The organism is Nonomuraea sp. NPDC001831, assembly GCF_042892035.1.
GTDB lineage: Bacteria > Actinomycetota > Actinomycetes > Streptosporangiales > Streptosporangiaceae > Nonomuraea.
In genome coordinates, this window is the sequence record NZ_JBIATU010000026.1 from 79670 (window position 1) to 103519 (window position 23850).

The window sequence follows — 23850 nt, forward strand, 5'->3', positions numbered from 1 at the left end:
CCAGGCCGGGTGCGTGGGCGTGGGCTTCAGGCCGCGAGGAAGTCGGGGGCGTGGTCGCGGGCCCAGGAGCGGAACGTGCGCGCGGGCCGGCCCAGCAGCTCCCGGACCGTGCCGGTCACGCGTTCCGGCGTGTGCGTGAACGACTCCCACGCCCTGAGCCGGGCCTCGACGAACGCCGGATCCCCCCAGGCGGCCGTCAGCTGCTCGCGGGCGACCTCCGGCGGCAGGTCCTCCCAGCGCACCTCGCGGCCGATCTCCTCGCCTACGGTCCGCGCCAGCTCCTCCTGGGTGATCGACTCGGGGCCGGTGATCAGGTACTTGGCGCCGTCGTGGCCGGGGGTGGTGAGCACGTGGGCGACGACGTCCGCGATGTCCCGCTCGTGGATCAGCGATCTGGCGGCCTTGCCGTACGGGAGCCGGACCACTCCTCGCCGGATCTGGGCGGCCCAGGCCAGCGTGTTCGTGGCGAAGTCGATGGCCCGGACGAAGGTCCACCGCATCCCTGAGGCCCGGATCAGCCGTTCGATCTCCTGGTGGTAGATCGTGGCGGGCTCGCCGTCCGCCAGGTCGGGCACGTCCGCCGACAGGTACACGACCTGCTCGGCCCGTCCGGCCACCGTGGTCACCACCCGGGGATCCACGGGGATGCCGGGCCACATCAGGTACACCCGGTCGACGCCGCGCAGGGCGGGCTCAAGGCTGCCGGAGTCGGCCAGATCGCCGCGTACGGGCTCGACGCCCTCCGGGAGCACCGCCCGGGCCGGGTCGCGCACCAGCGCCCGCACCTCGTGTCCGGCCTCCGCCAGGGAGGAGACGACATGCCTGCCCACGTTGCCGGTCGCGCCGGTCACCAGAATTCCGCTCATGGAAGGCAGCCTAGAACCTCAACCGCAGTCAAGGTCTAGTGACAGAACCGACTCGGTGAAGTGATAAGCCGCACATTCCGGGTAGCGGCAGGAACGGTGATCGCGCTTCAAGGGATGGGAAGGGCTCGGCTGCGGCCGGGCCCTTCCGTTTTCCCGGGCCTTCTGCGCGTCCCCGTACCCGCCCCGGGGTCCCCATCCGATCCTCATCCACGTCACAAGCCGTCCTCAGACAAACCTCATGCACGACCGGCATCGTTTCCGGCATGCACCCGACCGGTCCGACCGTCGCGCCCAGGTCCGCGCGCGACTCGTACGCCGTCCTCGTCGTGGACGAGGGCCCGCTCGGCGAGTCCCTCTCCCGCGCGATGCGCCGCTGGGACGTGCGCAGCCTGGACGGCGGCGAGGCGATCAGAACCGCGCGCGGGTTCCGTCCGGGGGCGATCGTCCTGGACGTCAGGGGCGGCGGCCGGGTCCTGCCCCGGCTGCGGGCCGCGCTGCCCGGCGTGCCGGTCCTCTTCCTGACCGCGCCGGACGCCCTGCCCGGCCCGGCGCTCGGGCTGCGCGCGGGCGCCGACGACTACGTGATGCGGCCGTTCGGCGTGGACGAGGTCGTGATCAGGCTGCACGGCCTGCTGCGCCACTCGGCCGACGCCCTGTCCGTCGGCGACCTCACCCTGGACCAGGAGACCCGCGAGGTGCGGCGGGCCGGCCAGGAGGTCCGGCTCACCCCGACCGAGTTCGAGCTGCTGCGGCTGCTCATGCGCCATGCGGGACGCGCGCTCAGCAAGGCGCACATCCTCGACCGGGTGTGGGCCTACGACTTCGCCGGCCAGGGCAACATCGTCGAGCTGTACATCTCCTACCTGCGCCGCAAGATCGACGCGGACCGCCGTCCGATGATCCACACCCTGCGCGGCGTCGGCTACGTGCTCAGACCGGCCGCCTGACGGCCCGCTAGATCCCGTCTAGCGGACGTCTGGCGGCCGTCTCGCGCCTCCTGGGTGAGAGCCCGGAACGGGCCGAGGGAGGTGGACGATGACGGGCAGGGACGACACCGCGGGTGGGAGCGCCGCACCGCTCCGGCTCGCGGTGATCATCGCGAGCACCCGCGTCGGGCGGATGGGCGAGACGGTGGCGAAGTGGTTCGCCGGCCGCGCCCGCGACCGCCCCGACCTGGCGGTCGGCCTGCTCGACCTGGCCGACTACGCCTTCCCCGACCGCTACCCCGAGCGCAGCACCGCCTCGATGCGCCGCTTCACCGCGGCCGTCGGCGAGGCCGACGCCTTCGCCGTCGTCACCCCCGAGTACAACCGCAGCTTCCCGGCCTCGCTCAAGCAGGCCATCGACTACGCCTACGACGAATGGCAGGCCAAGCCGGCCGGCTTCGTCGCCTACGGCTCGGGATCTTCCGGTCTGTACGCGGTCGAGCAGCTCCGTACCGTCTTCTCCGCCCTGCACGTCGTGACGATGCGCGACTGGGTCGGCCTCGACCTGCTGGGCGACGACGTGGCCGGAAGCGGCGAACCGTACGACACCGACGACCGCGCGCGTGCGGTCGCGGCCATGCTCGACCAGCTCACCTGGTGGGGCCGGGCGTTGCGCGACGCCCGGCGCGCCCAGCCGTACTGCTCATGAGAGGAACACCCATGCGAGACCTGGCGATACAGACCTCCGGCCTGGTCAAGGTCTTCGGCGACAACCGCGCCGTGGACGGCCTCGACCTGGAGGTGCCGGCCGGCACCGTCTACGGCGTGCTCGGCCCCAACGGCGCGGGCAAGACCACCGCCGTCCGCATGCTGGCCACCCTGCTGCGGCCGGACGGCGGCGAGGCCACCGTGTTCGGGCACGACGTGGTGCGCGAGGCCGACGCCGTACGCGGGCGCGTCAGCCTGACCGGCCAGTACGCCTCCGTCGACGAGGACATGACCGGCGCCGAGAACCTGATCCTGCTCGGCCGCCTGCTCGGCCACCGCAAGCCGGCCGCCCGGGAGCGGGCGGCGCAGCTGCTGGAGGCGTTCGGGCTGACGGAGGCCGCGGGGCGGCAGGTCAAGACGTACTCGGGCGGCATGCGGCGGCGCATCGACATCGCCGCCAGCATCCTCAACACGCCTGACCTGCTCTTCCTCGACGAGCCGACGACCGGCCTCGACCCGCGCAGCCGCAACCAGGTCTGGGACATCGTCCGCATCGTCGTCGCCCACGGCACCACCGTGCTGCTCACCACCCAGTATCTGGAGGAGGCCGACCGCCTGGCCGGCCGCATCGCGGTCATCGACCACGGCAGGGTCATCGCCGAGGGCACGCCGGGCGAGCTCAAGTCGTCCGTCGGCGCGGGCTCGGTCCACGTGCGGCTGCGCGACCCCGCCACCCGTCCCGAAGCCGAACGGCTGCTGTCCCAGGTCCTCGACGCGCCCGTCTACCTGGACGCCGACCCCGTCTCGCTCACCGCCCGCATCACCGGCCACGGCCGCGAGGCCGCCGCCGCCGAGCAGGCCTCGCGCGCGCTCGGCCGCCTGGCCGAGGCCGGGATCGTCGTCGACGACTTCTCCCTCGGCCAGCCCAGCCTGGACGAGGTCTTCCTCGCCCTCACCGACCACCCCGCCACCGAGACCGCCGAGTCCGCGACCGCGCAGGAGGCCGCAGCATGACCGCCACCACCGAGACCCCCACGACCTACTCCCCCGCCGCCGACGTGCTCGGCACCGTCCTGGCCCCCGGGGTGAAGCCGCCTCGGCCGAGCGCGTGGTCGGCGTCGGTCACGTTCGGCTGGCGGGCCATCCTGAAGATCAAGCACGTGCCCGAGCAGCTCTTCGACGTGACGGCGTTCCCGCTCATGATGACGCTGATGTTCACGTACCTGTTCGGCGGCGCCCTGGCCGGCTCCCCGACCGACTACCTGCAGTTCCTGCTGCCGGGGATCATGGTCAGCAGCGTCGTGATGATCACCATGTACACGGGGGTGGAGGTCAACAAGGACATCGAGAAGGGGGTGTTCGACCGCTTCCGCACCCTGCCGATCTGGCGTCCCTCGACCATGGTGGGCTACCTGCTCGGCGACGTCCTGCGCTACACCCTGGCCTCGACGGTCATCCTCGCCGTCGGCCTGGCCCTGGGGTTCCGTCCGCAGGGGGGCGTCACCGGCGTGCTGGCCGGGATCGTGCTGCTGCTCGGCTTCTCCTTCGCCTTCTCGTGGGTGTGGACGATGTTCGGCCTGCTCATGCGGAGCGAGAAGTCGGTGATGGGCATGAGCATGCTCGTCCTGTTCCCGCTGACCTTCCTCAGCAACGTGTACGTCGACCCGGCCACGATGCCCGGCTGGCTGCAGATCTTCGTCAACGTCAACCCGATCACCCGCCTGGTGGCCGCCGTCCGCTCCCTGATGGCGGGCAGCCCGGACGTGGGTGAACTGACCTGGGTGCTGATCGCGTCCGTCCTTCTCATCGCGGTCTTCGGCACCCTGACCATGCGCCTCTACAACCGCAAGTAGCCCACCACCGCACGGATCGGGCGCGAAGCAGGCATCCCTGCCTTCGCGCCCGATCCGTGCTGCTTCGATAAGTGCGGCTGCCCCCGGGCTAGCAGTAGTGCGGGACGCGGGCGGTGAACTCGGCGGTGCCGGCGGCGCGGGACGGGCGGCTCGGTCAGAGGCGCCAGGTGATGGGGGTGGTGGGCTGGTAGCGGCAGGTGGCGCCGGTCGAGATGGTGGCGCGGAGGTGGGTGGCGAGTTCGGGGTGGGTCTGGGTGAGTTTGCGGAGGGTGTCGCGGATTCTGGCGGTCACCGTCTTGCGGGCCCGTTCGGCCTCGTCGCCCAGACGGCGGGAGCGGCCGCCCAGCCCGGCGGCCGTGCGCAGCTCCTCCAGCAGGGCCGCGCGTTCGCGGTCGTACTCGGCCGCCCGGTCGTCGTCGCCGCGTTCGGCCGCCCGGTCGATCTCGTCGTCGAGGACGGACAGGCGGCGGCGGTAGTCGGCCTTGGCCTCCTCGTCGAGCACGGCGTCGCCGCCCATCGCGCGGGCGGCCAGCACGACGTCGCCGCCCTCCGGGGCGAGCAGGGCCACGGCGGGGATGTCGGCGCCGGGGTGGCCGAGCAGGTGGTGCAGGTCGCGCAGGCCCTTGGCGTCGGGCATGTGGGCCAGCCGCCCGGCGAACCTGAGGGCCCAGACCTCGCCGTCCTTGCGGAAGTCGCCGGTGGCCGGCTCGGGGCCCTCGTCACGTGCGGGGGCCCGCGGGGGCGCGGGCTCGGGGGCGGCGCCGCCCCGCGACGGGAGGGTGTCGAGGACGTGCTGCATGCCGAGCTCGGCCGCCTCGCGCCGAACCTCCTCCAGCAGCGGACGGGCCCCGGTGGTGTCGCCGCCGGCCAGGAGGGCCTCGGCCAGGCGGGCACGGGCCAGGACGGACCACGGGCGGGCCCGCATGCGGTCGGCCGACCGGTACGCCCGCGCGAACCCCTCGGCCGCCTCCGCCCACCGCTCCTCGGCCAGGTCGAGCAGGGCGATCCACAGGTCGTAGGGGCCGCTGATGTCCCAGCCGTAGTAGGACACCGCCCACCGCCCCCGGTGCGGCAGCAGCGCGGCCCGCGCGCCGGCGGCGAGCTCCCGGTCGTGGGTGGCGGCGGCCAGCTCCGCCTGGAAACGCAGCCACAGCGGCTCCGCCATGCGCCCCACCCGCGCGCCGGCCGCGTGGTGGCGCAGCGCGGTGCCGACGTCGCCGGCCTGCAGGGCGGTCAGCGCCTCCAGCAGGCCGCGGTCGGGGTGGCGGCCGGCCCTGAGCCTGCGCAGGACGTCTTCCTGCTCCTCCACCCTGCCCTGGAGCCAGGCGATCGCCCAGCGGTGGTGGTCGAGCATGACGTCGAAGTCGTGGTCCTTGCCGTCGAGGGACAGGCCCGTCATCAGCGACTCGGCCTCGGCGAAGCGGCCGGCGAGCGCGGCGACGATGCTGGCGTCGACGGACGTGGTGAGGTTGAGGTGGGCGTCGTCGGTGCTGCGGCCCCTGGCCGCGTAGTCGTGGAACCGGTCGAGGTAGCGGGGGTCACCCTCCTCGATCATGGCCACCCAGCGCAGGGCGCCGGCGAAGTGTTCGAGCTCGCGGTCGGAGGTGCGCCGGGCGACGTCGAGCAGCTCGCCGGTCAGCGCCACCCGCTCGCCCGCCGTGCCGGGGCCCCAGATGATGTCGTGGTGGGCCCACAGGCTGAAGGCCAGGACGTCGTCGTCGCCTCCCTGGCGGGCCTGGGCGGTGAGGTGGAAGACCAGGTCGAGGGCCAGGCGGTCGTCGGGGGCCGGCTCGCCGACGAGCTCGGCGTGGGCCCGGCGCAACCGGTCGAGCGAGTCGTCGTGGCCGTAGTGGGAGCGGAAGACCAGCGCGACGCGGGCGGTCAGCTCGGGGTCGCCGAGTTCGGCGGCGACGGCGCCGGCCTCCTCGAACAGCCGGCGGCCCGCGTCGCGATCGCCGCGGTGGTGCAGCTCCCGGCCGAGGTCGAGGCAGACCAGCACGCGCCGGCGGGGCGCGGCGGCGACGCTCAATTCGTGGGCGCGGCGCAGGTGGCCGAGCTCCTCCTCGCCGGCGAGCCGGCTGCGGGCGGCGCGGGCGGCGGCCTGCAGCAGGTCGATCGCGCGCTCGGGGTCGACGCGGTCGCCGGCGAGGTAGGCGTGCCGGGCCAGGTCGCTCGGCAGCACGCGGCGGGCCAGGTCGGGGGCGCCGTCGAGGGCGCGCACCACGGCGGCGTGCAGGTCGCGTACGTCGGGGACGGCGTCGTAGAGGGTCTCGCGGACGAGGTCGTGGGCGAAGGCGAACCGGCCGCCGCCCTTGGTGACCACCAGCCGGGCGATCACGGCGGTGTCGAGGAGCCGGTCGACGTGCGCCACGGGCGCGGCCACGGTGGCGGCCAGCACCTGGCGGTGGAACTCGCGCCCGAGCACGGCCGCGGCGGGCAGCAGCTCCGACACCGGACGCGGCAGCAGGGACAGCCGGCGCAGCAGCGCGTCGCGGACGCCGGGCGCGACGGCCGTGGCCGAGCCGCCGCTGCGCCACAGCCGGGCCGTCTGCTCGACGAAGAACGGGTTTCCGCCGGTGCGCACGTGGACCTCGGCCACCAGGTCGGGGGGCGGGTCGAGCCCGGCGGTGCGGGCCATGAGGGCGCCCACCCCGGCCTGGTCGAGGCCCGTGAGCGTGATGGTGGTGGCCTTGGCGACGAGCGGGGACAGCAGGTCGCGCAGCGGGTGGTCGACCGGCTCGACCTCGGCGTCGCGGTAGGTGCCGACGAGGAGCAGGCGCTCGAACCAGGTCTGACGGGCCGCGAACTCGAGGAGCCGCAGCGAGGCGGGGTCGGCCGCGTGGAGGTCGTCGATGACGATCACGAGCGGGTGGTGCTGGGACAGGGACACCAGGGCGGTGGTGACCGCGTCGTAGATCTGGAACGCGGAGGCGGTGTCGGTGTCGGCGGCGGTGACCTCCAGGTGTGGCTGGGCGAGCGCCGCCGCCTCGCCGAGCAGGGCGGCCAGGCTGCCGCCGGCCGACTGCTCGGCCTCGGCCCACTCGTGGGGGGCGGCCGAGCGGCGCAGGGCGCGGATGACCTGGACCCACGGCCAGTAGCCGGGGGCGCTGCCGGAATCCCAGCAGGCGCCGCCGACCACGAGCGCGCCCCTGCGCCTGGCCTCGGCGGCGGCGCTGGTGACGAGCGTGGTCTTGCCGATGCCGGCCTCGCCGGTGACGAGGACCAGGCCGCCGTGGCTGTCGACCACCCGCGCCACCTCGGCGCGCAGCAGCGCGGCGGGGTGGTCCCTGCCGATCAGCTCGTGTGGCCTGGCTTCGGTTGGCATGACACCCGCACGTTATCCGCCGCCGCCGACAAAATCCGCGTGCGCGCCGCTACCAGGCGACCTCCAGCTCGGTCAGGCCGTAGACGACGTTGAAGGAGCGGAACTCCGGCGTGGACCCGGTCGGGCGCAGGCCGGGGAAACGTTCGAAGAGCGCGGGGAAGGCGATCTTCATCTCCATGCGGGCGAGCGGCGCGCCCAGGCAGTGGTGGACGCCGTGACCGAAGGCGACGTGGCCGGGGGCGCCGCGGGTGATGTCGAGGGTGTCGGGGTCGGCGATGAAGCCGGGGTCGCGGTTGGCGGCGGGCAGCGAGCACAGGATCATCTCGCCCGCGCCGATGGTCCGCCCGGCCAGCTCGACCTCCCTGGACGTGATCTTGATCGTGCCGGAGTGGACGATGCTGAGCCAGCGCAGCAGCTCCTCGACCGTCGCGTCGATGCGCTCGGGCTCCTTGCGCAGGAGTTCGAGCTGCCCGGGGTTGCGCAGCAGGGCGAGCGTGCCGAGCGAGAGCATGTTGGAGGTGGTCTCGTGCCCGGCGAGCAGCAGCAGGTTGCCGATGCCGACGAGCTCGCTGGTGGTCAGGTCGTCGCCGTGCTCGCGGATGAGCATGCCGAGCAGGTCCTCGCCCGGATCGGTGCGCATGCGGGTGACCAGCTCGCGCATGTAGGCCCGCGACTCGAAGTTGGCCGCCACCCGCTCCTCGACCGGCAGCGACAGGTCCAGCATGCGGCCGGAACGCCGCTGGAAGTCGGCGCGGTCCTCGTACGGCACGCCCAGCAGCTCGCAGATCACCAGCGACGGGATCGGCAGCGCGAACGACGACACCAGGTCGGCCGGGGAGCCGGCGGCCTCCATGGCGTCGAGGTGCTCGCGCACGATGTCCCTGATGCGGGGCTCCAGCCGCTTCATCCGGCGGATCGTGAACTCGGGCGTCAGCATCCTGCGCAGCCGGGTGTGCTCGGGCGGGTCCTGGCCGAGGAGGTTGCCCGCGCGCAGCTCGGCGAGCTGTTCCTCGGTCAGCTCGGGCGCTCCGGGCATGCGGGCGGAGCCCTGCCTGGCGAGCCTGAACCGGTCGGCGTCGCCCAGGACCTCGCGGACGTCGGCGTACCGGGTCACCACCCACGCCTCCAGGCCGAGGAGGGTGTCGATGCGCTTGATCCGTTCCTGGTCGCGCACCTCGCCCAGCTCGGGGGCCGGATCGAACTCCAACCGCCGCATGTGCAGCGGCACCGCCGAGGACTCAGTCATGGAACGACCGTAACAAGTCCGGCGGCCGTCCTCTAGATCGTTCCCGATCGGTGATCCGGCGGGCGGTTTCGGCCCGAGCTTGACGTGGGACGCGCGGCGCTTGGAGTATGCCGATGATCACCATGACGAATGGGAGCAAGCGTGCGCCAGACCGACATACCGGTACTGATCGCCGGAGGCGGGCCCGTCGGGCTGGCGACGGCCGTGGAGCTGGCCCATCACGGCGTGCGCAGCATGGTCGTCGAGCCGCGCGAGAGCGTGTCGTGGCTGCGTCCGCGCGCCAAGACCACGTCGGCGCGGTCGATGGAGCTGCTGCGCAGGTGGGGGCTGGCCGAGACGGTCCGCGCCCGCGCGCCGCTCGCGGTCTCCTGGTCCGACGAGGCGGTGTTCACGACCGGCCTGCTGGGCCGCGAGATCACCAGGATCGGCGGCTGCTTCGGCCTCGACCTGACCGGCTCCGACCTGGCCGCAGAACCCGGCCAGCAGGTGCCGCAGCCGATCGTCGAGGAGGTGCTGCGCGAGGCCGCCGGTGACGCGCTGCTCACCGGCTGGCGGGTGACCGGCCTGCGCGAGGACGCCGACGGCGTCACCGCCGACCTGGCCGCCGCGGACGGCGGCACCCGCCAGGTGCGCGCCGCGTACGTCGTCGGCTGCGACGGCGCCCGCAGCGTGACGCGCCCGGCCATCGGCGCCCGCTACGAGGGCCGCCAGGACGCCAGGCCCAACTTCAACGTCGTCTTCCGCGCGCCCGGCCTGGCCGAACGGGTCCCGCACGGCCCCGCCGTGCACTACTGGGTGCTGAACCCGGCCCAGCCCGGCATGCTCGGCCGGCTCGACCTGGAGGACCTGTGGTGGTGCATCGCCCAGGGCGTCCCGGCGGAGGGGACCGACCCGGTGCGCCTGGTCCGCAACCTGGTCGGGGCCGACGTCGAGGTCGAGATCCTGGCCACCGACCCGTGGACCGCGCGCATGCTGCTGGCCGACCGGTACGCCGGCGAGCGGGTGTTCCTGGCGGGCGACGCCGCGCACCAGAACCCGCCCTACGGCGGCCACGGCTTCAACACCGGCATCGGGGACGCGGTCAACCTCGGCTGGAAGCTGGCCGCCGTACTGAACGGATGGGCCCCGGCGGCCCTGCTGACCAGCTACGAGGCCGAGCGCCGGCCGGTCGCGGCGGCCACGATCGAGGCCGCCGCCGCCAACATGGCCACGCTCGCGCCTGAACTGGCCGATCCCGCGCTGATGGGGTCGGACGCCGAGTTCGAGCGGGTGCGCCCGGCCGTCGCGGAGGCGGTGCGGCGGACCAAGGACAGCGAGTTCCACAGCCTGGACCTGGTGCTGGGGTACACGTACACGGGGTCGCCGGTGGTGGCCGGCGGGTGCGGCGAGCGACTGCCGCACCGATGGCTCGCTCCGGGCGAGTCGCTCTACGACCGGCTCGGGCCCGGGTTCAGCCTGGTGGGCGACCTGTCGTCGCCGGAGGCCAAGGTGCTGGTGGAGCGGGCGGCGGAGCTTGGGGTGCCGCTGCGGGAGGTGGACCTGCCGGACGCGGCCGGCACCCTGGCCCTGGTCCGCCCCGACCAGCACGTGGCCTGGCGCCCGTCGCCGGGCCAGGACCCGGCCCACGCGCTTGACCTGGCGATCGGGCGCCCTGCCTGAACGCCCCCGACCTGGCGATCGGCCGCTCTGCCCGAGCGCCCTTGACCTGGCGATCGGGCGGCCTGCCTGATCGCCGCTGGGCACGGCGATCGGGGGGCCGGTTCGAGCCGGTCTAGGGTGGGTGCATGCGCGTAGTGGTGATCGGGGCGAGTGGGCACATCGGCACCTATCTGGTCCCGCGCCTGGTGGACGCGGGCCACGACGTGGTCGCGGTGAGCCGGGGCAAGCGGGAGCCGTACACGCCGCACGGCGCGTGGGAGCGGGTCGCCGGCGTGGTCGCCGACCGGGAGGCCGAGGAGGCCGCGGGCACGTTCGGGCGGCGGATCGCCGAGCTGGAGCCGGACGTCGTCGTCGACCTCATCTGCTTCACCGAGGCGAGCGCCCGCCACCTGGCCGGGGCGCTGGCCGGCCGGGTCCGGCAGTTCCTGCACTGCGGCACGATCTGGGTGCACGGCCCGAGCACCCGCGTCCCGACCACCGAAGACCGCCCGAAGCGGCCCATCGGCGAGTACGGCCGGCAGAAGGCCGCGATCGAGGCGTACCTGCTCGACCTGGCCGCGCGGGAGGGCTTCCCGGCCACGATCGTCCATCCCGGGCACATCACCGGCCCGGGCTGGATCCCGGTCAACCCGGCCGGCAACCTCGACCCGGCCGTGTTCCAGGCCCTGGCCGACGGCGAGGAGGTGCGGCTGCCCAACCTGGGCATGGAGACCGTGCAGCACGTCCACGCCGACGACGTCGCCCGGCTGTTCGTGGACGCCATGAACAACCCGGCCGCCGCCAGGGGCGAGAGCTTCCACTCGGTGGCCGTGACCGCGCTGACGCTGCGCGGCTACGCCGAGGCGGTGGCGGGCTGGTCCGGCCGGGAGGCGCGGCTGTCGTACCTGCCGTGGGAGCAGTGGCGGGAGACCGTGCCGGAGCACCACGCCCGCGTCACCTACGACCACATCGCGCACAGCCCCCACTGCAGCATGGAGAAGGCCGCGCGGCTGCTCGGCCACCGCCCCCGGCACACCTCGCTGGAGGCGGTGGCCGAGGCGGTCGACTGGCTGGTCCGCGCGGGCACCCTCACCCGCTGACCCCCACCTGACCAGCGAGCGCACCAGGGCCACGCACTAGAGTCACCCGCCATGACACCTTGGGAGATGGCCGCGGTCTTCGCGGCGGGCGTCGGAGCGGGAGGCATCAACGCCGTCGTCGGCTCCGGGTCGCTGATCACGTTCCCGACGCTGCTGGCCGTCGGCCTGCCGCCGGTCACCGCCAACGTCTCGAACAACATCGGCCTGGTGCCCGGCGGCGTGACCGGCGTCCTCGGCTACCGCGCCGAGCTCAAGGGTCAGCGCGGCCGCCTGCTCCGGCTGGCCTCGGCCTCCGCGCTGGGCTCGCTGATCGGCGGGCTGCTGCTGCTCAACCTGCCGGAGCGCACGTTCACGGCGGTCGTGACGGTGCTGATCGGGTTGTCGTGCGTGCTGGTCCTGGCCCAGCCCAGGATCAGCCGGCTGCTGGCCAGCCGTCCGCGTCAGGCGCACGGCGGGCCCTGGTTGTGGCTGGGCGTGCTGGCCGCCGGGGCGTACGGCGGCTACTTCGGCGCGGCGCAGGGCGTGCTGCTCATCGGGCTGCTCGGCATCTTCCTCGACGAGGAGCTGCAGCGCGTCAACGCCGCCAAGAACGTGTTGTCGCTCGTGGTCAACGCCACGGCCGCCGTCCTCTACACGCTGGTGGCCGACGTCGACTGGTGGGCCGTGCTGCTGGTGGCGCTCGGCTCGACGGTCGGCGGGTTCCTGGGGGCGCGGGTGGGACGCCGGCTGCCCGCGCCGGTGTTGCGCGGTGCGGTCGTCTGCATCGGGGTGGTGGCGATCGTCAAGCTGCTGACCGCCGCCTAGGCCGTCACCGGCTCGTCCCAGTCGACGTGGTGGCGCTGCTCGGGGCCGAGGGCGCGTTCGGGGGCGAGGAACGTCCGGGTGGCCAGCGGCATCATCAGCCGCATCATCGTGACGGCGAAGGGCCCGAGGGTCTTGCTGCTGTTCGTCCGGGAGGCGCGGGCGGCGACCCGTTCGACGCGGTCGCGGCGCAGCCGTACGTAGGCGTCGAACGCGGCGGGCACGCCGGGCAGGTCGCGCAGGCAGCGGGCGAGCTGGACGGCGCTCTCGGCGGCCAGCGAGGCCCCCTGCCCCGAGCTGGGCGAGGGCGCGTGCACCGAGTCGCCCACCAGCACCATCCTGCCGCGGTGCCAGTGCGGGACGCTCGGCATGATCTCCACCGTGCCGAGCGCCACCAGGTTCTCGGGGGACGTGTGCCGCACCAGCTCCCGCCCCGGCTCCTCACCCGTGAAGAGCTCGCCCAGGCGGCTCAGCCACTCCGCGGCCGGCACCCGGCGCGCCTGCGCGGACGTCGTCGGCTCGGCGTGCGGGACGTTGCAGAACCAGGCCGTGCGCCCGTCGGGCTGCACCCAGTAGCCGAGGAACGCCCGCCGCCCGAACACGAAGTAGGACGCCTGCCTCCCGGCCGGCACGGCGACGTCGGCCAGGCCGCCGAAGTTCAGCAGGGGCACGTGGCGCGGCCCCGGCGCGGCCGGGTCGATCAGGGACCGGACCACGGAACGGATGCCGTCGGCCCCGACCAGGATGTCGGCGCTGGCGCTGCCGCCGTCGGCGAAGCGCGCGGTGACGCCGCCCGGGTGCTCCTCGACGCCGACTAGGCGCCGGCCGTACTCGGTGCGGATGCCGGCGGCCAGGGCCCGGTCGCGGACCGCGCCGTAGAGCTGCGAGCGCCACATCGCCTGGCTGGGCGGCAGGTCGGGCAGGCCGGCCAGCTCGCCGATGCGCCTGCCCGCGCCGTCGCGGACGACCGTGTGCGCCACCGGCTGGCCGACCCCCCGGACGGCCTCCTCCGCGCCGACGGCCCGCAGCGCCGCGAGCCCGTTCGGGGCGATCGTGAGCGTGCCGCCGACGCCCTCCGCGCCGCGGTCGTACGCCTCGTACAGGGTCGCCTCGATCCCCGCGCGGCGCAGCGCCATCGCGGTGACGGGGCCGGCGATGCCCCCGCCGATCACCAATGCCGTGCTCACTGCCGTGCTCACTGCTGTCATTGCCGACTCCCGAACATCTCGTGCCAGGTCCTGGCGTAGTCAGGTGCGCTGAGGGACTCGATGAGGCGGGCGACGAAGGCCAGCTCGGCGTCGAGCACCGCGAGGCGGTAGTCGTCCTCCACGAGGAACACCCAGGCCACGCCGCCCGCGCGGGCGGCGTCGGCGGTGCGGGCGAGCTCGGCCCGCTGGGCGGTCATCGCCGCCGCGCGGCGCTCCAGCAGCCCGACGGCCTCGGCCGGGTCGAGCACGCTGATCAGCGACAGCGCGACGCCGAAGTGCGGATAGTCCTCCTGCGGCGTCGAGACCAGCTCGCGCAGCCAGTCGTAGAGCTCCTCGCGGCCCTCGCCGGTGAGCTCGTAGAGCGTGCGCTCGGGCCGCTCGGTGTCGCGGACGGTCTCCCGCTCGACGATGAACCCCGCCTTGGCGAGCTGCTTGACGACCATGTAGAGCGAGCCGCGGTTGTACTTGAAGCTCTTGTCCTTGTCGGTCTCCTGCAGGCGGCGGCCCAGCTCGTACGGGTGCATGGGCTCGACCAGCAGGAACGCCAGCACCGCCAGCGCGAGCGGGTTGGCCACCTTGCGGCGCTTCTCCATCGGAGTCCCCTTTAGTTGATGTCAACTATCCATCGTCGGCTAGTTGATGTCAACTATAGAGGAGTCAGCCCGCCATCCCCACGAGGAACGCCGCCGGGACCAGCGCCAGCGCGAGGACGAGCGCCCACCAGCGGGGCGCGGGGCCCGTCCGGAGCACCGCGACGCCCATGGGCACCAGCGCGACGGCGAGCCCGGCCAGCGCGGCCAGCGAGACCGGGTCGCTGCTGCCCTTGAGCACGCCGAGCGGCAGCCCGGCCGCCAGCGCCAGCGCGACGCACCTGGCCACGCCGACCGGCCCGTCCCCGAAGGCCCGGGCACGGAAGGCGCCGACGGCCAGCACGACCCAGCCGCCCATGATGCAGACGTTGACCGCCTTGAACACGTGGAAGGCCCCGTACGTGCCGGCGACGACCTGTTCGGCCGCCTCCGGGCCGAGCGCGTCCACCAGCTGGAACGCCAGATGGCTCACCCCGGCGTGGAACACCCTGCCGAACAGCCCCAGCACCGCCAGCGTCACGCCCCACCCGGCCAGAACCGGACGGGTGGCGGCGATCACCCGGCCGAGCGCGGTCACCGCCGGCCACAGCAGCACGGCGCCCGCGGCGTACAGGCTGTAGGACAGGGCCATGCGGCCCGGGCCGGCGGCGTAGGCGGCGAGCTGGCCGGGGAAGAAGTCGTCGGCGCCGAGGCGGACGAGGACCCCGGCGAGCAGCAGTACCGGTCCGAGCACCAGCCCGGCGCCCTCCACCCAGCGCCCGGGGATGGTCATGCGCGTGATCGTCATGCCCGCCATTCAAGTGACGGACGCGTCCGGGCACATTGGCGCGGACGCGAGGACCCGCACTCCACCTGGCACTACCAGGGCATGAAAGTTTCAGGCGTTCGCGCAGGTCAGAGGGGTTGACCGGGGTGCTCGCATTGACGTGCCCGAACGCGGCGGCCGAGCATGACGCCGCGCTCCCCCTCGCGGAAAGGGCACCCCATGCAGACCTCGAAGGCGGCACTGACCGCCCTGGCCACGGTGGTGGCCGGAGCGGCTGTCGCCGTCGCGCTGACCACCACCCCGGCGGGCGCGGCGACCGGAACAGGGACCGGCTACCTGCACACCAGCGGCAACAAGATCCTCGACAGCACCGGCGCGACCGTGCGGCTGACCGGGATCAACTGGTTCGGGATGGAAACGGACAACAAGACCTTCCACGGCCTGTGGTCGAGCAACCCTTGGAAGAGCCAGATCGACAAGATGGCCGCGCTGGGCTACAACACGCTGCGGGTGCCGTACTCCAACGACGCGCTCAAGCCGGGGGCCACCGCCACCGGGATCAACGACTACGTCAACCCCGACCTGGTCGGCCTGTCCCCCATGCAGATCCTCGACAAGGTCGTGGACTACGCGGGCGTCAAGGGCATGCGGATCATCCTCGACCGCCACCGCCCGACCGCGGCCGGCCAGTCCCCGCTCTGGTACGTCGGCGCCACCCCCGAGAGCACCTGGATCAACGACTGGAAGACCCTGGCCCAGCACTACGCGAACAACCCCACGGTCATCGGCGCCGACCTGCACAACGAGCCGCACGCCGAGGGCACCAACCCCAACGCGACCGGCGCCTGCTGGGGCTGCGGCGACCAGGCCCGCGACTGGCGCCTGGCGGCCGAACGGGCGGGCAACGCCGTCCTGGGCGTGAACCCCAACTGGCTGATCTTCGTCGAGGGCGTGAGCTGCCCGAGCGGCGGCCTGTCGAACGTCTGGGACAACGATCCCAGCAACGACGAGGACTGCGGCTGGTGGGGCGGCAACCTGTCGAAGGCCGGCCAGTACCCGGTACGGCTCAATGTCGCGAACCGCCTGGTCTACTCACCGCACGAGTACGCCACCTCGGTCTACCACCAGACCTGGTTCGACGCCCCCGACTACCCCGCCAACATGCCCGCCATCTGGGACAAGTACTGGGGATACCTGTACCGGCAGAACATCGCGCCGATCATGATGGGCGAGTTCGGCACCACGCTGGCCTCGAACGTCGACAAGGTCTGGCTCCAGGAGCTCATGAAGTACACCGGCACCGGGGTGAACGGCATGTCGTTCACGTACTGGTCGTGGAACCCGAACTCGGGTGACACCGGCGGCATCGCCAATGACGACTGGACCACCATCAACCAGGCCAAGCAGGACATCCTCCAGCCGTACCTGATCCCGCCGGCCGGGGGCGGCGGCAACCCCACCACGTCGCCGACGGTGACCCCGCCGGGGCAGTGCACGGTCGGCTACAAGCAGACCAACGCCTGGCAGGGCGGCTTCCAGGGCGAGGTGACGGTGAAGAACACCGGGACGTCCCCGATCAACGCCTGGACCGCGACCTGGACGCTGCCCTCGGGCGTCACCCTGAACAACGCCTGGAACGCGGTGGTGACGGTCTCGGGCACCACCTGGACCGCCAAGGGGCCCGACTGGGCCCAGAACCTGGCGCCGGGCGCGTCGGTGGTGATCGGCTTCACCGCCGACGGCCCCGCCGCCACCCCCGCGAACGCCGCTTGTTCCTGACCCCCGCCGCCCGCCCGCGTTCCCCAACGGGGACGCGGGCGGTCAGCTGAACGGGCGGGACATCTGGTCGAGCATCTCGGCCATGACCTCCCGCAACGAGCGCGACTGACGCTCCTCGACCCACAGATGCGACCCGAGCCGCAACGCCGTCAGGAACCCGGCCGCCATCACCTGGGGACGCACCGGGCTCTCCCGCTCGGAGATCGCCTGGACCAGGTCGCGCTCCAGCGCCGCGTGGTTGGCCAGCTGCCGGGCCAGCAACGACGGGTGCCGCTTGGCCAGGCGGGCGCGCACGGCCCACTCCCGCGCCGGCTCCCCCACCTCCTCGAACACGTCGTCGATCGCCCCGCAGAGCGCCTGCCAGGCGGTACGGCCGGCCGGCTGGGCGCGCACCTTCTCGACCAGGTCGCGGATGCGCTGCTCCTCGCCGTAGAGGACGGCGTCCTCCTTGCCGGCGAAGTAGTTGGAGAACGTGCGGCGCGAGATGTTCGCGGCGTCGGCGATGGTCTCGACCGTGACGGCGTCGAGGCCGTGCTCCCCGACCAGCCGCATGGCCGCCTCGTGCACGGCCTGCCGCGTCTCGGCCTTCTTGCGCTCGCGCAGCCCGCCGGTGCTGTCCATGATGCGCCAAGCCTACCGTCCGGGAATATATGCTCAGCGGGCAAACTTTCCCATTGGGCATTGTTTTAACGTAGGAGGAGGCCGCGCATGAGCGCACCGACCGTCCCGGCCGCGCCGCCGGGCCAGATGAGCCATCGGCAGATCATGGAGGCCCTGAGCGGGCTGCTGCTCGTCCTGTTCGTGGCGATGATCAGCGGCACGATCGTGTCGGTCGCGCTGCCGCAGATCATCGGCGCGCTGAACGGCACGCAGTCGCAGTACACCTGGGTGATCACCGCCTCGTTGCTGGCGTCCACGGCCTCCACCCCGATCTGGGGCAAGCTGGCCGACCTGTTCAGCAAGAAGCTACTGCTGCAGATCTCCATCGTGATCTTCATGGTCAGCTCGGTGGCCTGCGGCTTCGCCCAGGACACCGGCCAGCTCATCGCCTTCCGCGCCCTGCAGGGCCTCGGCATGGGCGCGCTGCAGGTCCTGGTCCAGGTGATCATCGCGGCGATGATCAGCCCCAAGGACCGGGGCAAGTACAACGGCTACCTCGGCGGCGTCATGGCCGTCGCGACCGTGGCCGGGCCGCTGCTCGGCGGCCTGATCGCGGACACCTCCTGGCTCGGCTGGCGCTGGTGCTTCTTCGTGGCGGCGCCGTTCACCGTGGTCGCCTTCCTGCTGCTGCAGAAGACCCTGCGGGTGACCCACGTGCGCCGCGAGGGCGTCAAGGTGGACTACGTCGGCGCCACGCTGATCGCGGCCGGCGTGAGCGTGCTGCTCATCTGGGTGACCTTCGTCGGCAACTCCTTCGACTGGCTGTCCTGGCAGACGGCCGCGATGGTGCTCGGCGGCGTCGCCGTCCTGGCGGTCGCGACCTGGGTGGAGACCGTCGTCAAGGAGCCGGTCGTGCCGCTGCACGTCATCCGCCGCCGGACGCCGGCGCTGGCCATCCTGGCGAGCCTCGCGGTGGGCATGGCGATGTTCGGCGGCTCGGTCTTCCTCGGCCAGTACTTCCAGATCGGCCGCGGCTACAGCCCGACCGAGGCGGGGCTGCTGACGATCCCGATGATGCTCGGCGTGCTGCTGTCGTCGGCGATCTCCGGGCGCATGGTGTCGAGGAGCGGGAACGTCAAGCCGTACATCGTGACCGGGGCGGTCGTGCTGACCGTCGGGTTCCTGGTGTTGTCCACGATGGACCACCAGACCTCGCTCGTGCTCATCGCCGGTGCGATGGTGCTGGTCGGCGCGGGCGTCGGCATGTCGATGCAGAACCTCGTCCTCGCGATCCAGAACACCGTGCCGCTGCGCGAGCTGGGCGCGGCCAGCGGGGCCGTGACGTTCTTCCGCTCGCTGGGCGGCACGGTGGGCGTGTCGGTGCTCGGCGCGGTGCTGGCCAACCAGGTCGCGACCGGCATCGCCGAAGGGCTGGCCAAGGCGGGCATCGACCCGGCCAAGGCGGCCGCGGGCGGCAGGAGCACGCTCAACATCGCGGCGCTGCCCGAGCCGTTCAAGGGCATCGTCAGGGCCGCGTACGGCGACGCCACCGGGCACATCTTCCTGATCTCGGCGGGCATCGCCGTGATCGGCGTGATCGCCACCCTGTTCCTCAAGCCGGCCAAGCTCCGCGACAGCGTGGACCTGGCCGAACCCGCCCCGGCGGGCGACGGCAGGACCCCCGTCGCCCCCTGAGGCGCCGCCCGCGCGGGACGGTGCGGCCGAGGGCGCCGGGATCACCGGCGCCACCAAGGGCACGGCATTTGACCGGAAAACAGAGGGTTGACCCGCGCTGACCCGTGATGGATAACAGTATTCCGACAGGGGGAGTAAACCTGCACTGTTACGGAGACCCCGATGACAAGCCTGGCTTCTCCTGGGTTGATCGGGCGTGACGCCCAGTTACGCTCACTCGTCGACGCCATCACCGGCCCTCCGGCCGTCATCCTCGTGCAGGGCGAGGCGGGGATCGGGAAGACCCGGCTGGTCAGGGCCGCGCTCGACCTGTTGCCCGACGGCGAACGCACCGTCCTGATCGGCCATTGCCACCAGATCCGCGAGCCGTTCCCGTACGGCCCGGTGTTCGACGCGCTGCGGCACGTCGGGTGCGCGCTGCCGGAGACGGGCACGCTCAACCCGGTCACCGGCGCCCTGCGCGGCTATTTGCCGGAGCTGGCCGGGCACCTGCCGCCGGTGCCGTCGCCGCCCCCGCTGGACGATCCGCGCGCCGAGCGCCACCGCCTGTTCCGCGCGGTGCACGCGCTGCTGGCCGCGGCGGGCCCGGCGGTGCTGGTGATCGAGGACCTCCACTGGGCCGACGACGGCACCCGTGACCTGCTGCGCTTCCTCACCGACCAGCCGCCGGCGGGGCTCGCGCTGGTGGTGACGTTCCGCCGGGAGGGCCTGCCGGTGCCGGGGCTGCCGTTCGGGCGGGCGTACCGGCGTCCGCCGGGGGTGCGCAGCGAGGTGATCTCGCTGACGCCGCTGGACGTCGAGGGGGTGCGCCGCCTGACCGGGGCGCTGCTCGGCCGTTCGACGCTGACCTCCGACTTCGTCACGAAGCTGCACGACCGCACGGCGGGGGTGCCGTTCGTGATCGAGGAGGTGGTGCGCTCGTTGCTCGACGACGAGGGCCAGCTACTCGGCGGCGAGGAGGAGCCGGAGGTCCTGGAGCGCATGGCGGTGCCGCTGCTGCTGCGCGAGGCGATGACCGAGCAGCTCACCGGGCTCACGCCGGCCGCGCTGCACGCCGTGCACGCCGCCGCCGTGCTCGGGCTGCCCGCCGACGAGCAGCTCATCGCCGCCGTCTCCGGCCACCCCCTCGGCGACGGGCTGAGCCAGGCGCTCAAGGCGGGCGTGCTGCTCGAACAGCACGACGGCCAGTACGGCTTCCGCCACGCCCTCGCCCAGCAGGCCGTCTACGACGCGATCCCCGGCCCCGACCGGCGGCTCACCCACCAGCGGGCGGTGACCGCATTGTCCGCACTCGAACCGCCGCCGCTCGTCCAGCTCGCCTACCACGCCAGGCGCGCGGGCGACTTCGAGTCCTGGCAGCGGCACGGCCCGGCGGCGGCCGACCAGGCCGCCGCCATGGGCGACATCCCGCTCGCCGTCGAGGTGCTGGCCGGCATGCTGGCCGACCCGAAGCTGCCGCACGACGCGCGCGGCCCGCTCGCGCTGCGGCTCAGCCGGGTGGCCGCGATCGGGCTGTCCTACCGGCGGGTGGTGCGCTCGCTGCGCCACCTGCTGGCCGAGGACTTCCTGTCCCGGCACGTACGCGGCGCCGCCCGGCTCAACCTGGGCGTGCTGCTGTCCAACCAGGCGGGCCTGGTCGCCGCCGGCCGCCAGGAGATCCTGCTGGCCCTGCCCGACCTGCACGACCGGCCGAGCCTGGCCGCGCGCGGGCTCGCGCTGCTGGCGATGCCCGCCTGGGGCGACGAGCCGCTGGCCGTGCACGAGGAGTGGATGAACCAGGCGGAGAAGCTGCTGGCCACGGTCGAGGACCAGGATCCCGAGCTGACCGCCGCCGTGCACGCCAACAAGATCAGCCTGGCCATGATGCTCGGCTCGCCGGACGCCTTCGACCTGGCCGCGACGCTGCCCGCGAACGACCCGTCGGCGGCGGTGCGCCGGCAGGTGGCGCGCGGCTACTCCAACCTGTTCGAGGCGGCCATCGCGCTCGGCCACTACGCGGCGGCCGAGCGCTTCGCCGACCAGAGCAGGCGCATCGCCGAGGAGACGGGCGCCCAGTACCCGGTGTTCCTGGTGGAGATGTCCTCGATCCGGCTCGCCCTGCTCACCGGCCGCTGGGACGGCCTGCGGGAGCGGGCCGTCGCGGCGGTCGAGATGACGGCCGAGGCGCCGCTGCTGGCCGTGGACGCCCGGCTCGCGCTGGGCATGCTGGCCCTGGCCAGGGGCGAGTGGGAGGAGGCCGCCGAGCACCTGGTGGCGGCCGGGGTCAACGACCTTGAGTCGGGGTTCCTGCCGGTCGCCGCCGTGGCCTCCGGCGGCCTGATCGAGCTGCACCTGACCCGCGACTGCCCGCACGAGGCGCTGGCCGAGGCCGAGCGGGCGGTGGCCAGGCTGCGGCGCAAGGGCATGTGGGTGTGGGGCGACCAGCTCGTGCCGCCGGCCGTGGCGGCGCTGCTGAAGGCCGGACGGGCGGAGGAGGCCGAGGACCTGGTGGCCGAGTTCGCGGCGGGCATCGAGGGCCGCGACGCCCCCTCCGCGCACGCCGGCCTCGACGCGGCGGTCGGCTCGCTGGCCCTGGACCGGGGCGCGTACGAGGAGGCGGCCAGGTGCTTCGCCAGGGCGCGGGCCGCGTACGAGGCGATGCCGAGGCCCTACAGCGTGGCCAGGACGGCCGAGTCCGAGGCGGCGGCCCGGCTGGCGACGGGCGACCGGGCACGGGCCGCCGACCTGATCGCCGACGCCTGCGAGCGGTACGCCGGCCTGGGCGCGACCCACGACGCCGCCCGCTGCCGCCACCTGCTGCGCGAGATCGGGCCGGGCAGCGCGCCGCGCCGGGGCAGGAAGGGCCGCAGCGGGGTGTTGTCGCCGCGGGAGGCCGAGGTGGCCAGGCTGGTCGCGCTGGGCCGGACGAACAGGGAGATCGCCGAGGTGCTGTTCCTGTCCCGGCGGACGGTGGACACGCACGTCGCGCGGGTGCTGCAGAAGCTCGGCGTGCGCACCCGCAACGACGTGAAGGAGCCCCGGCCGGATGACCGGCCGGGGCTCGCTACTCCTGATTCCGATGGTTAGACCGTGATGCTCCAGGAGTCCAGGAATCCGGTGTCACCGGCGTAGACGTCCTCGATGTCGAGCGTCCAGGTGCCGGCGGCCTGCTGGCTGACCGGGATCGAGAAGGTCCTGGTGCCGTACTGCGTGCAGGTGGTGCCGCCGTAGGCGTCGACCACGTACCAGGTGCCGCTCGGGCCGCGGAGCCAGATGTCGAGGTCCTCGGCGCAGGTGTGGCTGATCGTGATGGACACCTTGACCGGGGAGGCCGCGGTGCCCGTCGCCGTGGACGTGATCGAGCTCTGGGTGTTGGCGTAGTCCCTGATCTGGTAGTCGGTGTCGTTGGTGAACGTCCGGTTGCCCGAGGTGCCCTGGACGGTCAGCGTGTACGACGTGGTGTGCGTCGTCGTCTCGCCGGTGCCGGTCACGGTGATCGGGTAGCTGCCCGCCGGGGTGGTGGGCGAGGTCGCGATCGACAGGCTGGACGAGCCGCCCGACGTGATGCTGGCCGGGTTGAACGAGGCCGTGGCGCCGGTCGGCAGGCCGCTCGCGGACAGGTTCACCGTCTGGGCGGTCCCGTTCGTGGTGGTCGAGCCGATCGTCGTGGTGGCGGTGGAGCCGGCCTGCACCGTGCCCGAGCCGGGGTTGGCGGAGAGCGAGAAGTCACGCGGCTGGGTGGTGCCGCCGACCGCCTGCTTCCAGATGGCGTACGCCGCGGCGTCCGCCGCCCGGTCGAGGACGGTGTCGTTGATGTTGGAGGTGGTGTCGCAGGAGGAGTGGTAGCAGGAGTCGTAGGCCCGGTTGGCCGTGCCGCCCCACTTGGTCGCCTGCGCCGAGGTCTTGATGGCGCTCGCGCCCGCCGCCACGCCCGAGCTGGCGATGCCGGCGTTGCGGAAGGAGGCGTCGTCGGACCGGTTGGCGCCCTCGGTGTTCTCCTCGGGCTGCAGGTTCAGCTTGTCGTAGAACTCCTTCAGGTAGGACGCGCCGGTGGTGGTGATGTTGTTGATGAAGTAGCCACCGTTGGGCGAGCCGACCATGTCGTAGTTGTAGTAGACCTTGATCTTCGACCGCTCGGTCGAGCTGAGCGAGGCGACGTAGGCCTCGGAGCCGTTCAGGCCCTGCTCCTCATCGGTCCACCAGCCGAACCGCACGTGCTTGGTGAGCGTGGGGTTCTTCTGGGCCAGGGTCAGCGCGACCTCCAGGAGGGTGGCCGAGCCGGAGCCGTTGTCGTTGATGCCCGGCCCCGCGGCCACGCTGTCCAGGTGGGCGCCGGACATGATGACCTGGTTGGCGTCGCCGCCGGGCCAGTCGGCGATCAGGTTGGGGCCGGCGCCGCTGGTGCAGTAGGAGACGCTGCAGGCCTGGCGGGTCACGGTGTACCCGGCCGCCTGGAGCTTCTGCTCGACGTAGGAGACCGACTGCAGGTAGCCCTGGCCGGTGGACCTGCGGGTGCCGCCGTTCGCGGTGGCGATGCTCTGGAGCTGCGCCAGGTGCGTCTTGACGTTGGCGACGCTGACGTCAGGCGGGTCCTGGCCGCCGGGGCCGCCGGTGCCGACCGTGAGGGTGTAGGTCGCGGTGTGCGTGGTCGAGCCGGTGCCCGTGACCGTCACCTGGTAGGTGCCCTGGGCCGTGGAGGCGCCGACGGACAGGGTGAGCGTGGAGGAGTTGCCCGAGGTCACCGAGGCCGGGTTGAAGCTGGCGGTGGTG

At 73.1% G+C, this 23850-nt stretch carries 18 protein-coding genes; 10 read left to right on the plus strand and 8 right to left on the minus strand.

Features of this window, described 5'->3' with window-relative positions; all coding sequences use genetic code 11:
- Positions 1-26: 26 nt before the first annotated feature.
- Positions 27-866, minus strand: coding sequence for an NmrA family NAD(P)-binding protein (locus ACFYYW_RS46165; protein ID WP_387660228.1), 840 nt, complete (start codon positions 864-866; stop codon positions 27-29).
- 263 nt (positions 867-1129) lie between these two features.
- Between ACFYYW_RS46165 and ACFYYW_RS46170 the strand changes: the two genes are divergently transcribed.
- The 4 genes from ACFYYW_RS46170 (at position 1130) to ACFYYW_RS46185 (ending at position 4353) form a co-directional block, all read left to right on the plus strand.
- On the plus strand, positions 1130-1813 hold the full coding sequence (locus tag ACFYYW_RS46170) for a response regulator transcription factor (RefSeq protein ID WP_387660231.1): 684 nt from the start codon (positions 1130-1132) through the stop codon (positions 1811-1813).
- Between the two features lie 88 nt (positions 1814-1901).
- Entirely contained in the window at positions 1902-2501 is a 600-nt protein-coding gene (locus tag ACFYYW_RS46175; RefSeq protein ID WP_387660234.1) for an NADPH-dependent FMN reductase, read from the plus strand.
- A gap of 11 nt (positions 2502-2512) precedes the next feature.
- Positions 2513-3514, plus strand: coding sequence for an ATP-binding cassette domain-containing protein (locus ACFYYW_RS46180; protein ID WP_352320587.1), 1002 nt, complete (start codon positions 2513-2515; stop codon positions 3512-3514).
- A complete protein-coding gene (locus tag ACFYYW_RS46185) occupies positions 3511-4353 on the plus strand; it encodes an ABC transporter permease (protein ID WP_387660237.1) in 843 nt (280 codons plus the stop codon). Before ACFYYW_RS46180 ends, ACFYYW_RS46185 begins: the two co-directional genes overlap by 4 nt.
- Before the next feature lie 154 nt (positions 4354-4507).
- Here ACFYYW_RS46185 and ACFYYW_RS46190 read toward each other — a convergent pair whose 3' ends face one another.
- A complete protein-coding gene (locus tag ACFYYW_RS46190) occupies positions 4508-7678 on the minus strand; it encodes an AAA family ATPase (RefSeq protein WP_387660240.1) in 3171 nt (1056 codons plus the stop codon).
- 49 nt (positions 7679-7727) lie between these two features.
- On the minus strand, positions 7728-8924 hold the full coding sequence (locus tag ACFYYW_RS46195; protein ID WP_387660243.1) for a cytochrome P450: 1197 nt from the start codon (positions 8922-8924) through the stop codon (positions 7728-7730).
- A 141-nt stretch (positions 8925-9065) separates the two neighbouring features.
- Between ACFYYW_RS46195 and ACFYYW_RS46200 the strand changes: the two genes are divergently transcribed.
- From ACFYYW_RS46200 to ACFYYW_RS46210, 3 genes are all read left to right on the plus strand, one after another.
- The gene (locus ACFYYW_RS46200) at positions 9066-10583 is read left to right on the plus strand and encodes an FAD-dependent monooxygenase (protein WP_387660245.1); all 1518 of its coding nucleotides are present in this window, start codon (positions 9066-9068) and stop codon (positions 10581-10583) included.
- 125 nt (positions 10584-10708) lie between these two features.
- Entirely contained in the window at positions 10709-11662 is a 954-nt protein-coding gene (locus tag ACFYYW_RS46205) for an NAD-dependent epimerase/dehydratase family protein (protein ID WP_364418035.1), read from the plus strand.
- Between the two features lie 51 nt (positions 11663-11713).
- Positions 11714-12466: a sulfite exporter TauE/SafE family protein gene (locus ACFYYW_RS46210; RefSeq protein WP_387660248.1), complete on the plus strand. Its 753-nt coding sequence runs from the start codon at positions 11714-11716 to the stop codon at positions 12464-12466.
- On the opposite strand, the gene ACFYYW_RS46215 is transcribed toward ACFYYW_RS46210, so the two are convergent.
- From ACFYYW_RS46215 to ACFYYW_RS46225, 3 genes are all read right to left on the minus strand, one after another.
- Positions 12463-13671, minus strand: a complete 1209-nt coding sequence (locus ACFYYW_RS46215; protein ID WP_387660251.1) for an FAD-dependent monooxygenase — start codon at positions 13669-13671, stop codon at positions 12463-12465. The genes ACFYYW_RS46210 and ACFYYW_RS46215 overlap by 4 nt on opposite strands.
- A complete protein-coding gene (locus ACFYYW_RS46220; RefSeq protein ID WP_352320599.1) occupies positions 13668-14264 on the minus strand; it encodes a PadR family transcriptional regulator in 597 nt (198 codons plus the stop codon). Before ACFYYW_RS46220 ends, ACFYYW_RS46215 begins: the two co-directional genes overlap by 4 nt.
- 64 nt (positions 14265-14328) lie before the next feature.
- Positions 14329-15048, minus strand: a complete 720-nt coding sequence (locus ACFYYW_RS46225) for a hypothetical protein (RefSeq protein ID WP_387660255.1) — start codon at positions 15046-15048, stop codon at positions 14329-14331.
- Positions 15049-15246: 198 nt separating this feature from the next.
- Here ACFYYW_RS46225 and ACFYYW_RS46230 point away from each other — a divergent pair, with 198 nt between their 5' ends.
- Positions 15247-16806, plus strand: a complete 1560-nt coding sequence (locus ACFYYW_RS46230) for a cellulase family glycosylhydrolase (RefSeq protein ID WP_387660258.1) — start codon at positions 15247-15249, stop codon at positions 16804-16806.
- Between the two features lie 42 nt (positions 16807-16848).
- On the opposite strand, the gene ACFYYW_RS46235 is transcribed toward ACFYYW_RS46230, so the two are convergent.
- Positions 16849-17427 (minus strand): TetR/AcrR family transcriptional regulator, encoded by a 579-nt coding sequence (locus ACFYYW_RS46235; protein ID WP_387660261.1) that lies wholly within the window; start codon positions 17425-17427, stop codon positions 16849-16851.
- Positions 17428-17571: 144 nt separating this feature from the next.
- Here ACFYYW_RS46235 and ACFYYW_RS46240 point away from each other — a divergent pair, with 144 nt between their 5' ends.
- Positions 17572-19101 carry an MDR family MFS transporter gene (locus tag ACFYYW_RS46240; protein WP_387660270.1) on the plus strand — a complete coding sequence of 510 codons (1530 nt, stop codon included), beginning with the start codon at positions 17572-17574 and terminating at the stop codon, positions 19099-19101.
- A 162-nt stretch (positions 19102-19263) separates the two neighbouring features.
- Complete coding sequence (locus tag ACFYYW_RS46245; protein WP_387660264.1) at positions 19264-22167, plus strand: AAA family ATPase; 2904 nt, start codon at positions 19264-19266, stop codon at positions 22165-22167.
- Here the strand turns inward: ACFYYW_RS46245 and ACFYYW_RS46250 are convergent.
- A partial coding sequence (locus ACFYYW_RS46250; protein ID WP_387660267.1) for a M20/M25/M40 family metallo-hydrolase occupies positions 22164-23850 on the minus strand: 1687 nt, incomplete at its 5' end. The genes ACFYYW_RS46245 and ACFYYW_RS46250 overlap by 4 nt on opposite strands.